This window comes from Algoriphagus chordae (assembly GCF_003254055.1).
Taxonomy (GTDB): Bacteria; Bacteroidota; Bacteroidia; order Cytophagales; family Cyclobacteriaceae; genus Algoriphagus; species Algoriphagus chordae.
On record NZ_QKZT01000016.1, the window covers coordinates 108,948 to 129,688 of the forward strand.

The 20,741-nt window shown below is 41.5% G+C and carries 22 protein-coding genes; 17 read left to right on the plus strand and 5 right to left on the minus strand.

All coding sequences use genetic code 11. The features are described from left to right. Positions 1 to 126: 126 nt before the first annotated feature. From porD to LV85_RS16515, 6 genes are all read left to right on the plus strand, one after another. A complete protein-coding gene (gene porD / locus LV85_RS16490) occupies positions 127 to 1,029 on the plus strand; it encodes a type IX secretion system protein PorD (protein ID WP_111321484.1) in 903 nt (300 codons plus the stop codon). A gap of 39 nt (positions 1,030 to 1,068) precedes the next feature. Continuing rightward, positions 1,069 to 2,721 (plus strand): DNA repair protein RecN, encoded by a 1,653-nt coding sequence (recN, locus tag LV85_RS16495; protein WP_111321435.1) that lies wholly within the window; start codon positions 1,069 to 1,071, stop codon positions 2,719 to 2,721. Positions 2,722 to 2,806: 85 nt separating this feature from the next. Then, entirely contained in the window at positions 2,807 to 3,622 is an 816-nt protein-coding gene (locus tag LV85_RS16500) for an enoyl-ACP reductase FabI (protein ID WP_111321437.1), read from the plus strand. A 133-nt stretch (positions 3,623 to 3,755) separates the two neighbouring features. Next, on the plus strand, positions 3,756 to 5,345 hold the full coding sequence (locus LV85_RS16505; protein WP_111321439.1) for an amidohydrolase family protein: 1,590 nt from the start codon (positions 3,756 to 3,758) through the stop codon (positions 5,343 to 5,345). A gap of 75 nt (positions 5,346 to 5,420) precedes the next feature. Then, positions 5,421 to 6,221 (plus strand): alpha/beta fold hydrolase, encoded by an 801-nt coding sequence (locus LV85_RS16510; protein WP_111321441.1) that lies wholly within the window; start codon positions 5,421 to 5,423, stop codon positions 6,219 to 6,221. A gap of 138 nt (positions 6,222 to 6,359) precedes the next feature. Further along, positions 6,360 to 6,812 (plus strand): MarR family winged helix-turn-helix transcriptional regulator, encoded by a 453-nt coding sequence (locus LV85_RS16515; protein WP_111321443.1) that lies wholly within the window; start codon positions 6,360 to 6,362, stop codon positions 6,810 to 6,812. A gap of 22 nt (positions 6,813 to 6,834) precedes the next feature. Here the strand turns inward: LV85_RS16515 and LV85_RS16520 are convergent, their stop codons facing one another. Further along, the gene (locus LV85_RS16520; RefSeq protein ID WP_111321445.1) at positions 6,835 to 7,329 is read right to left on the minus strand and encodes a DUF6265 family protein; all 495 of its coding nucleotides are present in this window, start codon (positions 7,327 to 7,329) and stop codon (positions 6,835 to 6,837) included. Positions 7,330 to 7,485: 156 nt separating this feature from the next. Further along, positions 7,486 to 7,800, minus strand: a complete 315-nt coding sequence (locus LV85_RS16525) for a HesB/IscA family protein (RefSeq protein ID WP_111321447.1) — start codon at positions 7,798 to 7,800, stop codon at positions 7,486 to 7,488. Positions 7,801 to 7,909: 109 nt separating this feature from the next. On the opposite strand from LV85_RS16525, the gene LV85_RS16530 reads away from it, so the two are divergent. From LV85_RS16530 to LV85_RS16560, 7 genes are all read left to right on the plus strand, one after another. After that, on the plus strand, positions 7,910 to 8,431 hold the full coding sequence (locus LV85_RS16530; protein WP_111321449.1) for a DUF7935 family protein: 522 nt from the start codon (positions 7,910 to 7,912) through the stop codon (positions 8,429 to 8,431). A 7-nt stretch (positions 8,432 to 8,438) separates the two neighbouring features. Continuing rightward, the gene (locus LV85_RS16535) at positions 8,439 to 8,852 is read left to right on the plus strand and encodes a YkvA family protein (RefSeq protein WP_111321451.1); all 414 of its coding nucleotides are present in this window, start codon (positions 8,439 to 8,441) and stop codon (positions 8,850 to 8,852) included. 31 nt (positions 8,853 to 8,883) lie between these two features. Further along, positions 8,884 to 9,504, plus strand: coding sequence for a thioredoxin family protein (locus tag LV85_RS16540; RefSeq protein ID WP_111321453.1), 621 nt, complete (start codon positions 8,884 to 8,886; stop codon positions 9,502 to 9,504). Positions 9,505 to 9,508: 4 nt separating this feature from the next. Continuing rightward, positions 9,509 to 10,228: a Rossmann-fold NAD(P)-binding domain-containing protein gene (locus tag LV85_RS16545; protein ID WP_111321455.1), complete on the plus strand. Its 720-nt coding sequence runs from the start codon at positions 9,509 to 9,511 to the stop codon at positions 10,226 to 10,228. Further along, on the plus strand, positions 10,225 to 10,677 hold the full coding sequence (gene dtd, locus LV85_RS16550) for a D-aminoacyl-tRNA deacylase (RefSeq protein ID WP_111321457.1): 453 nt from the start codon (positions 10,225 to 10,227) through the stop codon (positions 10,675 to 10,677). The genes LV85_RS16545 and dtd overlap by 4 nt, the downstream gene beginning before the upstream one ends. A gap of 93 nt (positions 10,678 to 10,770) precedes the next feature. After that, positions 10,771 to 12,249, plus strand: coding sequence for a sulfatase family protein (locus LV85_RS16555; protein ID WP_111321459.1), 1,479 nt, complete (start codon positions 10,771 to 10,773; stop codon positions 12,247 to 12,249). A gap of 351 nt (positions 12,250 to 12,600) precedes the next feature. After that, on the plus strand, positions 12,601 to 14,073 hold the full coding sequence (locus tag LV85_RS16560) for an ATP-binding cassette domain-containing protein (protein WP_111321486.1): 1,473 nt from the start codon (positions 12,601 to 12,603) through the stop codon (positions 14,071 to 14,073). Positions 14,074 to 14,496: 423 nt separating this feature from the next. On the opposite strand, the gene LV85_RS22405 is transcribed toward LV85_RS16560, so the two are convergent. Together LV85_RS22405 and LV85_RS16575 are read right to left on the minus strand one after the other, a co-directional pair. Continuing rightward, positions 14,497 to 17,199 (minus strand): alginate lyase family protein, encoded by a 2,703-nt coding sequence (locus LV85_RS22405; RefSeq protein ID WP_317046456.1) that lies wholly within the window; start codon positions 17,197 to 17,199, stop codon positions 14,497 to 14,499. Between the two features lie 45 nt (positions 17,200 to 17,244). Next, a complete protein-coding gene (locus LV85_RS16575; RefSeq protein ID WP_245786806.1) occupies positions 17,245 to 17,604 on the minus strand; it encodes a hypothetical protein in 360 nt (119 codons plus the stop codon). A 143-nt stretch (positions 17,605 to 17,747) separates the two neighbouring features. Here LV85_RS16575 and LV85_RS16580 point away from each other — a divergent pair, with 143 nt between their 5' ends. From LV85_RS16580 to LV85_RS16595, 4 genes are all read left to right on the plus strand, one after another. Next, positions 17,748 to 17,954 carry a type II toxin-antitoxin system VapB family antitoxin gene (locus tag LV85_RS16580; protein WP_111321461.1) on the plus strand — a complete coding sequence of 69 codons (207 nt, stop codon included), beginning with the start codon at positions 17,748 to 17,750 and terminating at the stop codon, positions 17,952 to 17,954. After that, a complete protein-coding gene (locus LV85_RS16585) occupies positions 17,951 to 18,337 on the plus strand; it encodes a PIN domain-containing protein (RefSeq protein ID WP_111321463.1) in 387 nt (128 codons plus the stop codon). The genes LV85_RS16580 and LV85_RS16585 overlap by 4 nt, the downstream gene beginning before the upstream one ends. Positions 18,338 to 18,460: 123 nt before the next feature. Beyond that, complete coding sequence (locus tag LV85_RS16590; RefSeq protein WP_111321467.1) at positions 18,461 to 18,850, plus strand: DUF302 domain-containing protein; 390 nt, start codon at positions 18,461 to 18,463, stop codon at positions 18,848 to 18,850. Positions 18,851 to 19,084: 234 nt separating this feature from the next. Continuing rightward, a complete protein-coding gene (locus LV85_RS16595; protein ID WP_111321470.1) occupies positions 19,085 to 20,353 on the plus strand; it encodes an aminotransferase class V-fold PLP-dependent enzyme in 1,269 nt (422 codons plus the stop codon). A gap of 148 nt (positions 20,354 to 20,501) precedes the next feature. On the opposite strand, the gene LV85_RS16600 is transcribed toward LV85_RS16595, so the two are convergent. Further along, positions 20,502 to 20,741 (minus strand): transposase (locus LV85_RS16600; RefSeq protein WP_146260491.1); only part of this gene is annotated, 240 nt, incomplete at its 5' end.

A 20,741-nucleotide genomic window follows, 5' to 3' on the forward strand; every position in this document is an offset into this window, starting at 1 on the left:
AAATTGAGCAAGTCCAAAGCAACAGGTGGAGAGATGAATAGTCGTTTGCGAGATTCTCCCGACTTAATCCCGATAGCTGTATGGGAGCGAAAGGCTATGGGCCCATTGCATGGTAGATTCAGGCACATGAAAAAGGCACTTTTCTTATTATTCTTCCTGTGCTATTCCTTTCTGAGCTTCTCGCAAGAGCTGAACTTTACGGTGACCATCAATAGCGAGCGAGCACGAATTCAGAATACTGATATATTTAGTCAAATGAAGACCAGTTTTGAGCAATTTCTCAATGGTAGATCCTGGACTACCGATGAATTTCGTCCTGAAGAAAGAATCAAGGGGAATTTGCTAATTACGATCAATGATGTGCCACAGGTTGGGACTTATAATGCAACTGTGCAGATCCAGACTGTGAGACCTGTTTATGGTACAAATTATGAAAGCTTACTCTTCAATTTTGCCGATAGGAACTGGAGTTTTAACTATATAGAATCTCAGCCTTTGGAATTCAACAGGTTTACATATTTGAATAACATAAGTTCCTTGCTGGCATTTTATGCGCAGATCGCATTGGGTTTGGATTACGATTCCTACGAAAGTCGTGGAGGCTCTGATTTCTTTGCTGCAGCCAATGATATCGTCAACAATGCGCAGCAATCTGGACGTCCTGGATGGGCGCAGAGCACCTCAGATCGCCGAAATCGATATGCCTTAAATAATGACATTTATATTTCTTCGGTATTCTCTGTCATTCGTGATGCCTATTATTTGTATCATCGTCAGGGAATGGATATTCTTTTGATTCGTCCAGAAGAAGCATATGGTAATATTCTCGAAGCACTGAAGATTTTGGCAGAAGCAAATAAAACTCAGCCAAATGGGATATTCACTATTTCATTTATGGACGCCAAAAGTGATGAGCTTGCCGCAGTTTTGAAAAATGCTTCTTTGGAGATCCGGACAGAAGCTGTCGAATTATTACTGGAAGTTGATCCGAATAATGCGAGAAAGTACAATGAGCTACTGAAAAGCTAAGCTCGATTTTTTAGTTTTGCCCAAACGAAATCTTTACCCATGCTCAAATCCCTTAGCATTTCTAATTATGCTCTGATCGACCAACTGCATATGCAGCCTAGTTCAGGACTCAGTATGATTACCGGCGAAACTGGCGCGGGGAAATCCATTATGCTTGGTGCTGTCGGCTTGCTTTTGGGCAATAGATCGGATACCAAGGCTTTGCTGCATGAAGATAGAAAGTGCGTCATCGAAGGCGTTTTTGATGTGGCTAATTATGGTTTAAAAGAGTTCTTTGACCAGGCTGAGTTAGATTACGAAGCTACTTGCATCATACGAAGAGAGATTAGCCCAGCCGGAAAATCCCGTTCCTTTGTGAATGATACCCCTGTGCTTTTAGACGCTTTGAAGACATTGGGAGGATTTTTGATGGATGTTCATTCGCAGCATGACACGCTTCAGTTGGGAGAAGGAAGCTATCAACTTCGCTTGATAGATGCATTTGCGCAGACACAGCAGGAAATCAAAAATTATAAAGCAGATTTCAAAACTTTTCGACAGACACAAAAGACTTTTGATGAGCTCAGTAAAAGAGCAGTAGAATTACAAAAAGAAGCTGATTTTAATCAATTTCAATTAGAGGAGCTGAGTGTTTTGGGCTTGAAGGCAAACGAACAAGAGGAGCTGGAATCCACACAGGAGATTCTTGAGAATGCTGAAGAAATCAATTTGAAGATCAATGAAATGCTTAATCTTTTCCAAGATGAGCAATTTGGGATCAGTCATGGTATGGCACAAATTCAGCATGGTATGCAATCTTTGGAGCGCTTGGCACATGTGTTTGCTGCCTTGAAGGAGCGTTTTCAGGCAGTGAATATTGAGTTGAAAGATATAGAGGAAAGTCTGGCAGATGAAGGAAGTAGGGTGGAAGTTGACTTTGAGCGATTGGATGAAATCAGAGATCGACTTAGTAAAATCTATCAACTTCAGAAAAAGCATGGGCTGGCTTCTGTGGAAGAGCTGATGGACTTGGAAAAGGACTTGGCGGATAAAGTTTTCCAAGTTCAGAATCTGGATGAAACGCTTTCCAAAGCGAAACAAGAGCTTGATGAAAGTAGGACAAAAGTGACCGATTCAGGCAAGCTGCTACGCAAGAAAAGACAAGGAAGCTTCAAAGATTTCCAGAGTTCTTTAGAAAAATTGCTTGCTGGATTAGGCATGGAGAATTCCAAGGTAGTGATGGAGCACAAAGCTATTGAACCAGCTGCTAATGGCATGGACGAAATCGAATTGCTTTTTTCTGCAAACAAAGGCTCGGCGCCTCAACCCTTGAAAAAAGTAGCCTCTGGAGGCGAATTTTCTAGGTTGCTTTTTGCCATCAAATACCTAATGGCAGATAAAATGGCTATGCCTACGTTGATTTTTGATGAGATTGATACAGGGATCTCTGGAGAAGTTGCCTTGAAGATGGTAGGGATGATGCAGGATATTTCGAAAAAACATCAGGTGATCTGCATCACACATTTGCCGCAGGTTGCAGGGCAGGGAGATCTACATTATTATGTTTACAAGGATAATTCTTTGGCGAAGACAGTCAGTAAAATCAAGCTGCTGGATGAAGAAGAACGGGTGTTGGAGTTGGCAAAAATGATCTCCGGGGCCTCACCATCTGCATCTGCGATAGAAAGTGCAAAAGAGTTGCTACGTCGGTAATTCGTGCATTACATCAATTTAGGGGCTTGAATGATTATTTTTTCCTATTTTTGGGCAATATTTTTGAAAATAACCCCCGAGCTATATGCCAGATAATTTGCTAAAAGGAAAACTGGGAATCATTACCGGTGCTCTTGACGAGAACTCAATTGCGTGGAAAACAGCGCTTAAAGCTAAAGAGCAAGGAGCAAGATTTGTATTGACCAATGCTCCTATCGCCATGCGTATGGGCGCTATCAATGACCTTGCAAAGGAATGTGATACCATTGTAATCCCTGCAGATGCTACCAGCACCGAAGATATCGAGAAACTCTATGCAGAAGCCAAAGAGTATCTTGGAGGAAATTTTGACTTTATTTTGCATTCCATAGGGATGTCGCCAAATATCAGGAAAGGAAGATCGTATGGTGATCTGAATTATGATTGGGCAATGAAATCATATGATGTATCTGCTGTGTCTTTTCATAAGATGATGCAGGTAGCTGAGCAGAAAGATGTGATGAACGAGTGGGGATCTATCGTAGGCCTTTCTTATATCGCTGCACAGCAAGTTTTTCCTTTTTACACAGACATGGCCGATGCAAAAGCTTTGCTTGAAAGCATTGCTCGTGGATATGGTTATAGATTTGGAAAACTGAAAAAAGTAAGGGTAAACACAATTTCTCAGTCTCCTACCAAAACTACGGCAGGTACAGGAATTGGCGGATTTGATTCCTTTTACAACTTTGCAGACGCGCTTTCTCCTTTGGGTAACGCATCAGCAGAGGCTTGTGCAGAATATATCGTCACGATGTTTTCCGACTACACTAGATTAGTAACTATGCAAAACCTCTTTCATGATGGAGGATATTCCTTTACAGGGGTCTCTGAAGAGATCATGGAGAAGTTTAAAGATTTGTAATAACCACCAACAATCCTTGAAAATGCCCTTTGGAAATCCCTTAGGGCTTTTTTGTGTCTACTATTCATCCTGTTTCGGTTTTTTGTTGTGACTTTTTGGCTTAACTTATTGGACTGAAAAAAGACCCCACTGTATGAAAAAAAGACTTTTACTCCTTGCCATTTTTGGCTTTTTCCTTTCCTTTTCTTCTTTTTCCCAAATAGAATCTGCTCCAGACCGAGATGAAGGAGACGGGCAATATGGACGGCTAATATTGAGAGGAGTGATTCTGATAGATGGTACTGGCGCGCCTCCCGTAGGTCCAGTGGATATAGTAGTGGAGAATAATAGAATTGCCCAAATTCAGGTGGTAGGCTATCCAGGGATGCCGATTAATGAAAATCGCAGACCAAAAGCTGGTCCAGATGATAAGGTCTATGAATTGGAAGGTCACTATTTACTTCCTGGATTTGTGGATTCTCATGGGCACATCGGTGGTCGTGGACAAGGAACTCCTGCTGAATATGTATATAAGCTTTGGATGGCACATGGAATCACGACGATTCGTGACCCTTCCGCGGGCAATGGTCTGGATTGGGTGCTGGATCAAAAGAAAAGATCCGCTGCAAATGAAATTACTGCGCCTAGGATTTTGGCTTACACCAGTTTTGGACAAGGAGCAAAAGCCCCAATTACCAATGCTGAGCAAGCAAAAGCTTGGGTAAATGAGAACGCTAATAGAGGTGCAGATGGGATTAAGTTTTTTGGAGCTAATCCAGATGTGATGGAAGCTGCGATATCCGAAAACAAAAGAATTGGACTTCGCTCTGCCATGCACCATCAGCAGTTGGATGTGGCTAGATGGAATGTGATGAATTCTGCCAGAGCAGGATTGACTTCCATGGAACATTGGTACGGATTGCCTGAAGCACTTTTCGAAGATCGCACCATTCAGGATTTTAGATTGGATTACAATTATCAGAATGAGCAGCATCGTTTTGGTGAAGCAGGTAAGCTGTGGAAGCAAGCTGCACAGCCAGGTTCTGAGCATTGGAATGCTGTGATGAATGAATTGCTAGCATTGGATTTCACCCTTGATCCAACTTTTAATATCTATGAAGCTAATCGCGACATGATGCGAGCCCGTACGGCTGAGTGGCATGAGGTGTATACACTCCCTTCACTCTGGAGATTCTACGCCCCTAGTCGGCAGTCTCACGGTTCGTATTGGTTTGACTGGACTACCGAAGAAGAAGTGCAGTGGAAGGAGAATTATAAGCTATGGATGACTTTCGTCAATGAGTACAAAAACAAGGGAGGACGAGTGACTGCAGGATCTGATTCTGGCTTTATCTATCAACTCTATGGTTTTGCTTATATCCGTGAACTGGAATTGCTCAGAGAGGCTGGCTTTCATCCTTTGGAAGTGCTCCGTTCGGCTACACTTTATGGAGCGGAGTTGCTGGGAATGGAAAAGGAGATCGGCTCTGTAGAAGTTGGGAAATTGGCAGACTTTGTCATTCTTGAAGAGAATCCACTGCAAAACCTAAAAGTCCTGTACGGCACAGGAGCCATCAGAATAGATGAGAATAATAAACCAATACGAGTAGGTGGCGTAAAGTACACCGTGAAGGATGGAATAGTCTATGATGCTAAAAAGCTTCTGGAGGATGTAAAAGTGATGGTGGAGAAGAAAAAGGTGGAAGAAGGATTTGTAATCACCCAGCCTGGACTGGATTGGTAAGCATAAATTGAATTTAGCATAAAGTTTTTCAGGTTGAATTCTTTTTAAACTGAAAACTCAAAAATTAGGAATAGAATGCCTCAGATCAATGTAAATGGAGTTGATATTTTCTACACAGATCAAGGAAATGGAGAAGAAACAATCATTTTTTCTCATGGTTTACTTTGGAGTCATCAGATGTTCTCAGATCAGGTCGAATTCCTTCAGACCCGATTTCGTGTGATTGCCTATGATCATAGAGGACAGGGGCAAAGTGAGGTGACAGGGCCATTTGATATGGACACGCTCGAAGAGGATACCGCTGCCTTGATCAAAGAATTGTGCGAGGGGCCAGTGCATTTTGCTGGGCTATCGATGGGAGGCTTTGTTGGGATGAGACTTGCCGCCAGACATCCAGACTTGATCAAGAGCCTGATTTTATTGGAGACTTCGGCAAATGCTGAGCCAGTTGAAAATCTGCCCAAATACAAAACATTAAATGGCATAGTAAAATGGTTTGGTTTAATTCCGCCAGTTGCCAATAAGGTAATGAAGATCATGTTTGCCGAAAGTTGGCTCAGTGATCCGATAAATGCAGAGAAAATTGACTACTGGAAATCTAAATTGAAATCAAATAAGAAAAACATTACGGGAGCAGTAGAAGGAGTGATATATAGAAAGGGTATTGAAAATGAATTGGGGTATATCAGTTGTCCAACCATGATCATAGTAGGAGACGAAGATGTGGCGACTACTCCTGTGAAAGCAAAGTTTATACAGATGGGAATAGCAAAGTCCAAATTGCACCGGGTTCCAGGCGCTGGTCATAGCAGTTGTATAGAGAAGCCCAAAGAAATCAACCGACTCATTGGAGATTGGTTGATTGAGCAGAGTTGATTCTTCTATTTCTAATTATTTTTTCAAATGCCAAGGCCTCATTTATGGCCTTTTTCCAATTATTGCAATAAAGTTTTCATCCTCAGAAACCTTATGCTATATTTAAATGTATGTACATTAAATACAGCGACAAAAGATATGGGAAGCCTAGAAGAAGCAATCAAGCAAAAGGAGTTCAAAGATCCTTATAACAAATTGGTGGTCAATTTACTGTATACACATAGTTATTTGGTCTCGGCACAGAATGGTATTTTGAAGCCTTTTGACTTATCTCCCGAGCAGTACAATGTGCTCAGGATTTTGAGGGGGCAGAATGGAGTTCCTACGACGGTGTCTTCCATTCAACAGCGAATGCTAAACAAGATGTCGAATGCTAGTCGTTTGATAGATAAGTTGAAGGCTAAACAGCTATTGGCAAGAAATGAATGCCCAAATGACCGTCGTCAAGTAGATATTTTGATTACAGAAAAGGGCTTACAGCTTTTGAATGATCTGCAATCTTCTATGGAAGGCTTCAATACCCAAGTGCTCAATTTGGATGAAGAAGAAGTGGGCTTGATGAATACCCTTCTAGATAAATTAAGAGGATAAAATAGGTGATGGAGCGAAAATTCTAAAACTCCTTTTTCACATATTTCAATTCTTCGATCGTCCTTTCGCCATTTTCCGTAAGAGCAAGCCAAAGCCTAATTTCATCAGCTTCCCTTTTCATGGTTAATCCATGGAAATAAACTGTATTCTCAGCAGTTTCTACTAATCGAAATGTTGTCCATTCCTCCTTTTCCTCCCAAGGAGAAAGATCAGGGTTGAAGTGTTTGAGTTTCAAAGAGAAAGTTTCGCCCTCTTGGACGATGTTCATGAATTCGGAAAAAATAAGCTTCCCTTCGCTCCAAAAGCGAAATGTACCAATCATATTTCCATCTACTGCAGGCATCCAAACTTCCTCGCATTCTCCACCGAATCCCGTTCCTACCCAAAAACCTTCCAGCCAGTCCAACTCAGAAACATTTCCTTTGCCAGCTTCCTGATTTTTTTCGAGTTGTTTTACCTGAGAAAAAGCGATGAAATAGATGAGGAATAAGAGAGATGATAATAGTGACTTTTTCATAATTGGCGGATTAAGACTCCATAAATTTATATAAATCTTGAAGACTGCAATGGTAAGGGCAATATATTGCTATGTGCAGGTTCTGGAGAAGCAGGGTAACTTTATATAATTGTGCTCTCTGCGCAAACCTCTGTGTTCACCGCGGTTAAAACACTATCACGCATCATGTCTCTTTGGAATCTCTGGATTGATGAAAGTAAATCCACGAGCTTCGTCGCCTTCAAAAAAATCAATCTGCATTCCCATCAGAAACATGTAATGCTTTTTTTCAATCAGAACGGGGATACCCGCTATTTCAAATTGTTGATCATCGGGTTTTGGTTTATCAAAACCCAAGGCATAAGACATTCCGCCACATCCACCACCTTTCACACCCACACGTAGCTGATATTCAGTCGGGATGTTTTTTGTAGTCATGATATTTTTGATCTCGTGTTCGGCTTTTTCGGTGATCTTAATTGGCGCTATCATGTGGGAGAAATGTTTTTGGCAGGGAATTGGTTCGTAAGAATGTAAATTTACATTCCTCGGAGTTTTCAAATGGGGATAATTTGTGCAAATTCGAGTTTAATCCCCAAAAATGGAATATTTAGTAGATTTATTGAAAATCCTTTTGCCTGCAGGAATAGTCCTATATGGCATGTACCTGGTAGTGGTTTCTTTTCTTTCGAAAGAAAGAGAAAAGACCCTTGTGGAATTGAAAACCCAGAATTCTCAAACCATACTTCCTATCCGACTGCAAGCAGCTGAGCGTATTTGCCTTTTTCTGGAAAGAATTACCCCAAATAATTTGGTGAGAAGATCAAATCCAGGAAGCCTAACAGCTGGGGAATTGCATACACTTTTGCTCGTAGAAATGAGAGAGGAGTTTAACCATAATTTCTCCCAGCAGGTATATTTTTCCGAGGAAACTTGGGAAGCAGTGAAACGTGCAGTGGAGGAAGTGACGACTATCCTAAACCAAAGCAGACAAATGCTCGATGAAGATGCGAATGGAGTGGCTATGGCGAAAGCTATTTTTGCCCAAACGCTAGAAAGAAAAAACGATGCAATCAGTTATGCGTTGAAACAAGTGAAATCAGAAATTCAAATCTACTTTTGAGTTAACTATGGGTTCCTTCAAATCTAATACTTCTGTGACTATCGAAAATGCCAAAGCACTTTTTGGGAAGAAAGTAGAGGCACTCGTAAAACAAAAGGAAAAAATCACTGAATTGATCGCAAGCGTTGGGAATAAGATCTCAAGATTTGGAGATAACCCGCGGGTGAAAAAGCTCATCGAACCGATATCGGTATTTATCCGCATGCTTAGGGCTCATTTCAGTGGTGCACATAAGCTTACCAACAGTACGCTGGGTTTAGTGCTTTTGGCATTGGTATACTTTGTTTCCCCCATAGATATTATCCCTGACTTTTTAGGTTTCTTTGGTTTTGCAGATGACTTAAGTGTCGTTTTGGCCATTTATGCCAAGATAAAAGATGAGATAAATCAGTTTTTGGACTGGGAGAGAACTCAAGACTAGCTAGGTCTGTTATGCTCCAAATTCCAAAGAAATGCAAGAATTAGAAACTTCCTTGATTACGCCTGAACTTATAAGCTCAGCGCAGAATTATTCGGAATACCGAGCTATGATCGATCAGCTTTTGACCGAGGGCAGGACCACCGGTAATAATCACTCGGAGAGCTATCTGAATTATACCAAAATGAATGTGCAGCGAATGAATCGCTGGGACAAGACGGCTAAGGTTTCAGCTGAGCTTGAAAAAATAGTTAGGTCCATTTCATCACCACAGGTTTGGGTGGTGATCACAGAGGCTTGGTGTGGGGATGCTGCGCAAACTATTCCGTTCATTGTTAAGCTTGCTGATTTGAACCCGTTGATCGAGCTTAAATTGGTCTTGAGAGATGAGAATCCAGAACTGATGGATGCCTACCTGACAGAAGGAGCAAAATCAATCCCGATTTTCGTCGCATTCAGCAAAGATCTAAGTCAGGAGCTGTTTATTTGGGGGCCAAAGCCACAATTCTTAAAAGACAGACTAAGAGCTTACAAATTGGATCCTCAGAATTTAAGCTCAGAAGAATTTTCTGATGGCACACATCTGTGGTATGCTCGTGATAGAAACAAGGCATTAGCTGCGGAATTGACTCCACTGATTGCTTCAACTATATAAAAAAATGAAAATCGCAGTAATTTCTGGGGCTTCTGGTCTTGTAGGTAAAGAAATTCTTCACCAGCTTTTTAAAAGTGAAGACTATGATTATGTGTTGAGCATTGGTCGTAGAAAGCTTGCTATCAAGCAGCAGAAGCTTGTTCAGATCGAAGGCGATATGAGTAAAATTGCTAGTTGGGATTGGCAGAATAAGATAGCCTCACAGAGTCTTGGCGGAGAGTACCACACACTTATTGAGAGTCTGAATGAGAAAACTGCCGATGTACATGCCTTTTCATCCTTAGGCACGACTATCAAGCAAGCTGGTTCGAAAGAGAAGTTTTTTGCCATCGATCATGACTTAGTGATTGGTTTCGGGAAATGGGCTAAGGCGCTAGGAGCATCGAAGTTCCTATATGTTTCAGCATCAGGTGCAGATGCAAAATCATCTATATTTTACAGCCAGACCAAAGGCAAAACCGAAGAAGATCTCAAGGCAATTGGTTTTGACTATGTTGGCTTGTTTAGACCTTCACTTTTGTTGGGAAATAGAAACGAATTCAGACTGGGTGAGCAGGTGGCAAGCATAGTGATGAAACCGCTAGTTTGGCTTAAGCTTTTTAAAAATATTCGCCCGATCTATGATTATCAAGTGGCTAAAGCCATGGTAAGGACCTCTCTTGCTCAAAAACTAAATTCAGTGGAAATCATCTCCTCTGGAGAAATGCAAGACCTAAGCAAATGATAGTAGTAATTCAACGTGCTTCAGAAGCATCGGTAAAAATTGATGGGATAGTCAAAGCGAGTATTGGGCAAGGCCTGATGATTCTCGTAGGAATCGAAGAAGCTGACGGAGAGGAGGACATTTCTTGGCTAGCAAAGAAGATTTTAAACCTTCGAATATTCCCTGACGAAAGTGAAGTAATGAACAAGAGTTTGCTAGATGTAGATGGTGAGATTTTGTTGATTTCCCAGTTTACGCTTCATGCGAGCACCAAAAAAGGGAATCGTCCTTCTTACATCAAAGCAGCCAAGCCGGACATCGCTGTTCCACTTTATGAACAAATGATTCAAAGTTTGGAAGCGGGTTTGGGAAAGTCAATTGGTACGGGAGAATTCGGCGCTGATATGAAAGTTTCCTTGGTAAATGATGGTCCTGTGACCATTTTGATGGATAGTAGGAATAAGGTTTAGATTTTTCGACAGGTTAGAACAGGACAGGTCAGCGATTGTAATCTCTACTTTAGGGAAGTAATACTTAGCTTTAGCTACTCCTAACCCTGACTTATGAAAGCCCAATTTCGCCTTATAGCCCTTGCTTTTTTTATCATATCCACTCATCTGCTCAGTAGCTGTAGCAGCCCAAAGCAGACAGAAACAGTAACTGGGGAAAAGCCAAACGTAATCATAATCCTCGCAGACCAGTGGCGCGCACAGGAAGTCGGCTACATGGGAAATACTCAGGTGAAAACTCCCAACCTCGATAAGCTCGCTTCGCAAAGTTTGGTTTTCGAAAATGCGATTACTACCATGTCAGTATGTGCTCCATTTCGAGCTAGTTTATTGACAGGTCAATATCCGCTAACTCACGGAGTTTTTTATAACGACAAGCCACTTCCGAATGAAGCCCTGACCATGGCTGAGATATACAAAGAGAATGGGTATGCGACTGGGTATATTGGGAAATGGCATCTTAATGGCCACGCGAGAGGTCAAACTTATAATGATTCAAGGGGCGTTCCTGTGCCAAAAGACAGGAGGCAAGGTTTTGATTATTGGAAGGGTAGAGAGGTGAGTCATAATTACAACAATAGCTTTTATTTTGACGAAAATGATGTGAAGCACACCTGGGAAGGTTACGATGCTTTTCCTCAAACGGACAGTGCGATTAGTTATATCCAGAAGAATAAAGAGCATCCATTTGTGTTGATGCTGTCCTACGGTTCACCACATGATCCCTATTTCACAGCGCCAAAGGAGTATCAGGATATGTACAATGCTGCAGATTTGAAGGTGCGTGACAATGTGCCACTGGCATTTCAGGATTCTGCTAGAAATGTCATGGCGGGCTATTATGCTCATATTTCAGCCTTGGATTTTGCAATTGGTAATTTGATAGATGCGCTGGATAAAGCTGGGATTTCGGATAACACCATTCTGGTTTTCAGCTCCGATCATGGAGATATGCTTATGTCCAAAGGCGTACTCAAAAAACAACGTCCCTATGACGAATCCATTAAAGTTCCTATGCTGATTCGATATCCCGATAAATTGGGCAGAGCCAGCAGAAGGATAATCGACCCTATTGGAACGCCAGATATTTTGCCTACGCTATTGGGATTGAGTGATATTCAAAAGCCATCAACTTTTGAAGGAAAAGATTTTTCTAAAGAGTTGGAAGATGGAAAGGACTTGGGGAATGAAGCGACTTTGATTATGCTTCCAGTTCCATTTCATGAGTGGAAGTTTTCCAATGGAGGCAGAGAATATCGAGGAATCCGTACCAAGCAATACACTTATGCGAAAGATTTGAAAGGGGCCTGGTTACTTTTTGATGATGAAAAGGATCCTTTTCAGGAAAATAATCTAGTTGATAAACCTGAATACAAAGAGCTACAAGCGAAACTGGATGGTATACTACTGCAGAAATTGAAAGAGGTAAACGATACTTTTCTTCCAGCTGATGAGTACATGACCCAATGGAATTATCTGTATGACATGAATGATAGTTTGAGAGTCGCTAATTATCTGGAGTTGAATCGATGAAAAGAAGAGGGTTCTGAGGATGTCTCTCGATATTTACGGCAGATTATCGCAGATAAATCTCGCAGATACACGCAGATTAAAAAAGAGATTTTCTGCAGAACGCCATACCACAGGCAGGTGCAGGCTGAAAAGACAGGTAGATTATCGCTGATCTCTAATTCTGTACAACAACTTAGAAGATCTGGAATCCCCGATAATCCGGGTTAGTTATCCGCGCAGATCTGCGGGAAATTATAGTACCCTTTTTTCGCGCAATCCCACTCTTAAAACTTCGAATACTCCTTTTTATTGAAGTCGGTTTTTGACCGTTTCGGAGAAATTGCCAATCTTCAATTTTCAAATCACTTTATTTTGTCAGAGACTCTTCTTAGCATCCACTCCGCCCAGGTTCTTACCAAGGGAAAACAAGTTTTCGAATCCCTAGATTTCAATTGGACAAAAGGGCAGAATTGGGCGATAATAGGTAGTTCTGGTGCAGAGATGACTGCTTTTATAGAAACTATCAGAGGTAATTCTGTTATCCCAACGGGTGAGATCATCCGTCCCTTTGCGAGAGAATACACGGAGCAGAAAACTCAGTCTGGAGAAATCAATTCCTTCCGAGATCTGATCGCCTATGTATCTCAGCGCTACGAAATTCGCAATAAATCCAATCAGCAAAACTTCTATTTCCAGCAGCGATTTAATTCCTCGGAGTCAAGTGATACTGCTTCAGTTCGGGAGTATTTATCGGAGGTAAAGGCGAAAGTGGCTGGGCCATGGACGTTGGAAAAAGTATCTGAATTGCTGCATTTGGAGAACTTGCTGGATAAGTCATTGCTCTTGCTTTCCAATGGGGAAACCCGCCGATTGGCGCTAGGTTTGGGATTGATGCGTCAGCCGAAAATCTACCTGATGGATCAGCCTATGACAGGCTTGGATGTAAAAAGCAGAGCTGAATTTGGAGAGATTTTGAAAGTGATGATTTCCAAAGGAGTTCAGGTTTTGCTGACCACTTCGGCAAATGAAATCCCTGAAGGAATTACACATGTAGCCAAATTGAGTAGTGGAGGAATAGGGAAAACTTGGCTGGCGGAAGACTTCCATCTGACTGCCAAGCATGAGCAAAATCTCTCTTACTATTGGGGCTTGTTGGATTCGCTTCTTCCAAAAAGAGCAAATGAAAACACTGAGGTAATTCGTCTGGACAATCTCAATATCAAATACGAGGAAAAGCAAATTCTGAAAAACCTCAATTGGGAAGTTAGATCTGGTGAGTGCTGGCTGCTGAAAGGCTCCAATGGTTCAGGGAAATCCACTTTGATCAGTTTACTGATCGGAGAAAATCCCCAAGCTTATTCACAGAATTTCTGGCTCTTTGGTAGAAAGCGAGGTACTGGGGAAAGTATCTGGGATGTGAAGCGGCCTACAGGTTTCGTCGCTCCCGAACTCAGTCGATTCTTTCCTACCAATCAGACCTGTCGCAAAGTAATTCTTTCGGGACTCTTCGATACCATGGGTTTATTCAAAAAAGTGACTGCAGAACAGGAGGCCTTGGCTGATTCCTGGATGAAGCTATTCCAACTGGAAAGCTTTGCAAATATCCCTATCAATCGACTTTCACTTGAAAACCAACGCTGGACTTTGCTTGCCCGAGCATTGATCAAGCAACCCAAACTTCTGATCCTCGACGAGGCTTCTCAAGGAATGGATGAGTTTCAACGCCGACTTTTTAAAGATACCGTGCAGCAAATCTGCGAGCGATCTGAGATGACCTTGGTTTATGTCAGTCACTACTCCGAGGATGTGCCTGATGCGGTGGGGAAGGTGCTTGAGTTGGGATAGGTACTAGCTAGTGTGTAAGGCTTCGCCCTTTCAGGGCTAATGAATTTAAGGATTTTCAGTTTTAAATAATTAAGGTTGAGCATCTTGAAAAGATTTGATGATTTCTAAAGCAGGAATAATTCAAATTTTCTCTGTAAAAAATATACACGTATTCCCTCACAGCTGAATTTTACTAGGGCCGATTAAGGTATTTAGTGTTCACCGTTTGATTCGGATACAAATACCCTTTTAAATAACAATGCATTACTTAAGAGCGTACTTCAAAGCGAAATCTTCAAGCCCTGAAAGGGTTCAATACTCAGCGATGGGTATAGCCCATCGATCAAGATAGCACGATCATCTAGCTAAGCCCTGAAAGGGCGATCACGAAAAATGGAAAGCTATCCAATTCCCTACGTGCTTATTTCAAAAAATAGCTTGGCCCTAATCCCTTTTCACCTTCACATCTTTGAACAGATATTCATTCTCACTTACCCGTAATTCTTTACCACTCGTAGTGGTCACATTCTTCAGAGTAACTTCTTTGGTTATCACATAAGGAAACTTTTCCTCGTAAGAATCATTTGTTCTTTCTGAATTGAAATTCCCGAAAATAGCTGGGCCTTGGTAATTTTCAGGATGATTTGAGTCGTCAATTTTAAGGTTTTCGATGATGATTTGCTCTGGCATATAGCAGGTATAGCCGAAATCATGTTGGCCAGAATTATAGCCATTAATCAAGGAAGCGCTATAGGTTTTTCCACCATTTGGAATAAAAGTACAGTCACGGATAATTAGTTTTCCTTCCCAAGTGCTGCCATAATCGGAGCGAAGGTTGATAAGGCTCCTTCCGCGGATAGTAGAGTTTTCGACAGTGAATGTCCCAGTTCCGATTGCATTGATTCCCATGTGACCAAGAGTCGAGTTGCGGATGGTGGCATTGGCCACGCCCATGTGCGCATCGAAGCGGGACAGCGTACACTTATCGAAAAGTAAGTTTTTGCTGTAGTTGGAACCCATAATTCCCCAGAAATTGCCGTCGTCGATATCGTTGGTCTGACTGCAGTTGATGAAGGATACATTCAGCGCTCGATTCACCAATATGTCATAAGTGCCCATAGAAACAGGTTTGCCCGCATTACCTATTTTCTTGTAAATCCTATGCCCCGTAAATATGGTGTTTTGGACTGTGACATTGGTGCAGCTACTGATATTGATGAAGCCGCTGTATGGCGAACCAAATTCACCTTCTTCTGTGATAAGATGTTTCAATCCATCGACGATGACATTGGATCGCTTTATCGAGATGTTCCGCTGGTAATAGTGATAGGTCGCATCTTCGCTATTAGCGATGGTAGTAAATGTACCTCCGCTGATGTTTAGCGTCTCTTCATCAATAGGAAGTGCAGTGATTTCTGTGATCTGATCGAAATCCCAAATGATAGGAGTATTACTGTCCACATTGCCGTCTTTGTCTACTAGGAAAATATCTGTCTGCGGAGCACCATTGTTTTGGTTCAACCCAAATCGGATGTACTTCATTTCATTGGAATTGGTGACGCTGATTAAGGAAGTGCTAGGTAAAGAGATGTCTATCTTCTCTTGATTTCTCTTAAGGGAGCTTATTCCTTCCAGCTTATAAGGTTTCAGCTTTGAGCTGACTAGAAAAACTGAAGCATTTCGATTTTCTACTTCTCTATCGTCAATTAGAAAAGCTGCCGTTCCAAAGTCAGTATCGGTTTGGATGATTGCTGTATGTTCTTTTCCTCCTATGTAATAGGTGGCATCATCGTTTGCTTTCACTTTTAGACCGTGTTGGTTGGCAAATTTATGTGTTGCTACGATAGCATTTATATCATCGGTTTTGCCATCGCCTATGGCACCGAAGTCAGAGTAATGAACTGTGCCCTCGGCTATCAGTTTTTCGGAAGCATCGGCAGCCAATTTAGTGTTTAATATTCCAATAGAATCTTTTTCCTGATCCGTAAGCCAAAGCAAAGGAAACCGTACTGGCATATTTCGGATGACTTCTGGTGTCTCAAAATCAGCATCCAGCGCATTCCAGAGCTCTAAATATTTTTCCTGATCATACGCGGCTCCTCCAAAAAGTAAGAATGAATGACGCACAGGCCATTTGTCCCAGTACATCACATCTTTTTGGTATGGCCAGGAATCTTTGTTGGCCACATAGGGATAGAGGAACGAAATGCCCAGCCCAAGTGATTTTCCATCGGGAGTTTGGTAGGTGAATAAGTTCTCCGAATCCTCAGCATAAACTTGACATAAGGTGGCCATAGCGTCTAGTGTGAACAGGGAATAGCCGTAAGGTTTGGTACGCTTAAGTTCCAGAGGGAAGCTTCCGTCTGCCGCCATTTGATCAGGAAGGAGCACCATTTTATACATTTCCTTGCAGTAGTCCAGCACTTCCTGATTTCCGACGAGTTTTGCGAAAACAGCTGCTTGCATCGCCCAACACACGCTATGATTATTTCCATGATCACGCTCATCTATCCCATATGGATGAATAGTTATCCAATTCAAATACTCGGAAAACCAGTCTTTCATCTGCTGAATCTCCGAATTGGATATGACGCCAGATCCTTTCACGGCTTCAATCGCTTTGGCCACTTCCATGAGTTGGATAGTATCGATAATACCGATACCTCTTCCTGTTACCTTGCCTTTGATAGCTTGTGCGAAAAGTAAGTTTGGGTTCATTCTCGTGGCTTCGTCGATAAACCAAGCCTTGAGATGTGGAGCTAAAGCTGTGACATATTTATCGTCTTTGGTGACCAAATAAGCTGAAGCCAATGCACCAGAAATCTGACTAAAGCGGATCATTGCCTCGCGATGCGCAGTGAAATTATCGGGATTGGTCAGCCCATCTCTTTGAATGTACGGGCCATCCGGATTTGCTGGATCTGGCCACCAATAATCTCCTTCGGAATAGAAATCATGAATTCCACCCGCACTTCGGGCACTACTTTCTGCAGTTACTGTGATTGGCTTTTCGCTAGCATATTCATCCGCCAATCGAATCACTCTTGCACGTTCTTTTGCAAAGAAATCTGTGTTGCCAGATTCAGTATGTGGCTGAGTTAAAAATGAGCTGAATGCAAAAAATAGAATAAGGATGTATTGAATCATTTTGGGCTTTAGGGATAATCTGAAACGAGAAGTTTAAAATGCACTTTAATCTGGGGTTTTGAAAGACAATTCCTCTTTCTTCAAGGCATCTATTAGTTTAGGAATTGAACTTTTTCCCATACCGTGAAGAGAGAGAATTTCATTTTCGGTAAATGTGGCGAGCTTTTCTAAGCTGTTAATTTGCTTTGATTCCAAAGCCCTACGAGCAGGAGCTGGGAGTTTGGACATAAATCCTTCTGTGGGTTTTCTCTCCTTTTCGCAGATCGGGCAGGTAGGACAATCACTGGTTTTATAGAATTGATGGCCTTTGTCACAGGTTTTGAGTGGCATAGTGTTGAATTTTTTTCTAAGGAAATACTTCTTGATATTTTCACAAGAGGAGATGCGTTTTTTTAATGTTTTCAAATGAAAATAAATTTTATACGATAGGCTTTCGTATTTTTATGTATAAACTATAAAGCTATGAAATCGAGCATTTCTCAGGTGTCCTACACTGGGATGATTATATACTATGCGAGATTTTATGTGGCCAATAAAATTATAAACACATGAAAGTCACTGCGTTAATCGAAGATAAATTGATCCAAGATGTGATCGAAATGTCTGGAGCAAAGAATGTCACTGAAGCCTTGAGGATAGCGCTTCGAGATTATTTGTCCCGCAAAAAATTACTCGAATTGTCTGACCAAATGGTCGCTGAGCCAGTAGTTTTTGCTTATGGTGCAGATAAATTGAGAGATATTAATCAGCAATGAAGCCGGTTCTAATCGACACTTCTGTTTGGATAGAATTTCTAAAAGGAAATCCAGATTATTTTCCACCAATGATTGCTTTGATGAAGGATGGTGAGATTTTTTCCTTGGAATTGATCTTTGCGGAACTGCTTCAAGGAGTGAAGACAACTAGAGAACTGAATTTGATAACCGATTTTTATCGCCAATTGAAGATTTTAGATCAGCCTGGTTTGGTTTTCGAATCGGGTGATTTTTCTAGAAGAGCAGGATTAATCAATCGAGGCATCGGGTTGATCGATGCAGTAATTTTTCATACTGCTGATAAGTTTGATTTACAAATCTGGACTTTGGATATGAAAATCATTAGTTTTTTAGGAGATAGGAGAGTTTATCAGCCTAAGTGATTTTCGTTGAATAAAAGCTTTAAGGATTCTTGAACCCGTTAAAATAGCATATTAAGTAGTTCTCTAAGTCGTTAAGTGACAGATGTCACTATCCTTCTACATGATTTTTTCGTTATTGGACTTATGAGCTACTATATAACAACAACGATACAAGGTGACTTCAATCAGGTGATAGAAAGAGTCACAGAAGAATTGAAAAAAGAAGGTTTTGGAGTGCTGACGACAATCGATATGAAGGCTACGCTCAAGAAGAAACTGGATGTGGATTTTCATAATTATCAAATTTTAGGGGCCTGTAATCCGCCAAATGCTTACAAAGCCTTACAAGCAGAAGATAAAATCGGTTTGATGCTCCCCTGTAATGTGATAGTGCAAGAAAAGCAAGCTGGACAGATCGAAGTTTCGGCAGTAGATCCTGTGGTCTCCATGATGGGAGTTAAAAATGATGGGTTGGAACCTGTAGCGATAGAGGTACGGGATAGCTTGAGAAAAGTAATAGCGGCGTTGTCGTGAGCCAGTATTTATTAGAAAATTTTGCTACTATGGCCTGTGGAGACACAGGCTATTTTTTGACATCATGAAATTAGCCAAAGAGTATAACCTGCAGACTACTGTCATGATCACAGAGATACTGACCTTCATGGTTAATGAAAATTCTTCCGACCAACCTATTTTTTGACTCGCTAGTAGTATTCCATTTGAATTAGTGGAGATCATTTCTTAACTCATAAGATAGCCACCGACCTTATGAACAGTAGAAGATCTTTTATCCAGAAACTCAGTGCAGGAATAGCTGTCCCAGCCTTGGTTTCATTCAATTCTCCCAATCAAATTAATACCAAACCAATAAATCAGGCTCTGATAGGAGAGGAGTTTTGGAATGATTTGAGAAAGAAATTTCCACTCAAGGATAGTCGAGTATATCTTAATAATGGGACTTTTGGCCCATCCCCACAAGTTGTTTTGGATGCTTTGCAAAATTCTTTTATCGAGGCTAATACTTCTGGGGAATATGGTCATATAGAGCCAGAGCGTGAGAAATTGGCAGAATTTGTAGGAATCAAAACTTCTGAAATTTCTCTTACTCATAATACTACCGAAGGCATCAATATCATGTGTTGGGGACTTCCGCTTAAGGCAGGGGATGAGGTGATTATAACCTTGCATGAACATGTAGGAAATGCCTTGCCTTGGCTGAATCGGGCGAAACTACACGGAATAGTCTTGAAGCCTTTCGAGCCAAAAGCTACTCAGGCTGAGAATTTTGATCTGATCAAAAGCTTGGTGACTCCGAGAACAAAAGTTATTGCCATTCCTCATATCACTTGTACCACCGGATTGGTTTTTCCGATCAAAGAAATTTCTGCTTTCGCTCGTGGTAAAGGGATATTCACAGCGATTGATGGGGCACATGGAGCGGGGACCTTTGATCTTGACCTTCATGATCTCGGCTGTGATTTGTATGCCAGCAGCTATCACAAATGGATGCTTGGGCCGAATGGCACTGGATTTCTTTATGTTCGAGAGGAGGTTTTGGAGCAGGTTCAGGCTTATCAGGTTGGGGCGTATACAGACTTGGGATGGGATATGTATCAAAACCCTCCGGAGTTCAAAGGCTATGTGCCTACTGCACATCGTTTTGATTATGGAAGTCAGAGTTTGCCGATGATGAAGGGAGCTGTGGCTTCAGCAGATTTTCACAAGGAAATAGGGAAGGAGAAAGTGGAAAACAGAGTGCGAGAGCTGAATCAATACTTATTTGAAGGATTAACAGAAATGAATTCAAGATTGGATATTCTGAGTTCCACTGAAGCAGAATCCCGGATCAGTATGGTAACCTTTAAGCCTAAGAGCATGGAATACAAAGAAGCTGCGGGTTTGATTAGTAAGGAGGGTTTTAGGATTCGTCAAGTTCCTGAGAGCAAACTAGATGCTATCCGAATTTCAACTCATATTTATAATAGTAAAGCTGAAATCGACAGCTTTCTCGAAGCGACTAAAATGGTTTTGGGATAAGATTCTGGTTTTTAACGACAAAGTCCACAAAGGTAAGGCAAAGTACATGAGCCTTAGGGAAGCTCATGTACAGGATGAGCCAGGGAGTGTTAGCTAAACTCTGTCCTTCCCTTCCCTTGGGGTACCCCAAGGGAAGGGAACTAATTTATTAATTTATATCCAACTTTAGCCTTCCTTCAAACTTAATGGCTAATTGTTGGACAGTCAAGCCCCAATTGTGTAAAGGGGAACTCCATTTTTTCTCGATCCTTCTTGTCGCCAGATAGACGAGTTTCAACAATGCCATATCACTGGTAAATGCGCCTTTGGTTTTGGTGACCTTTCTAACCTGCCTGTGATACCCTTCGACTGCATTAGTGGTATAGATCATCTTGCGGATGCTTTTGGT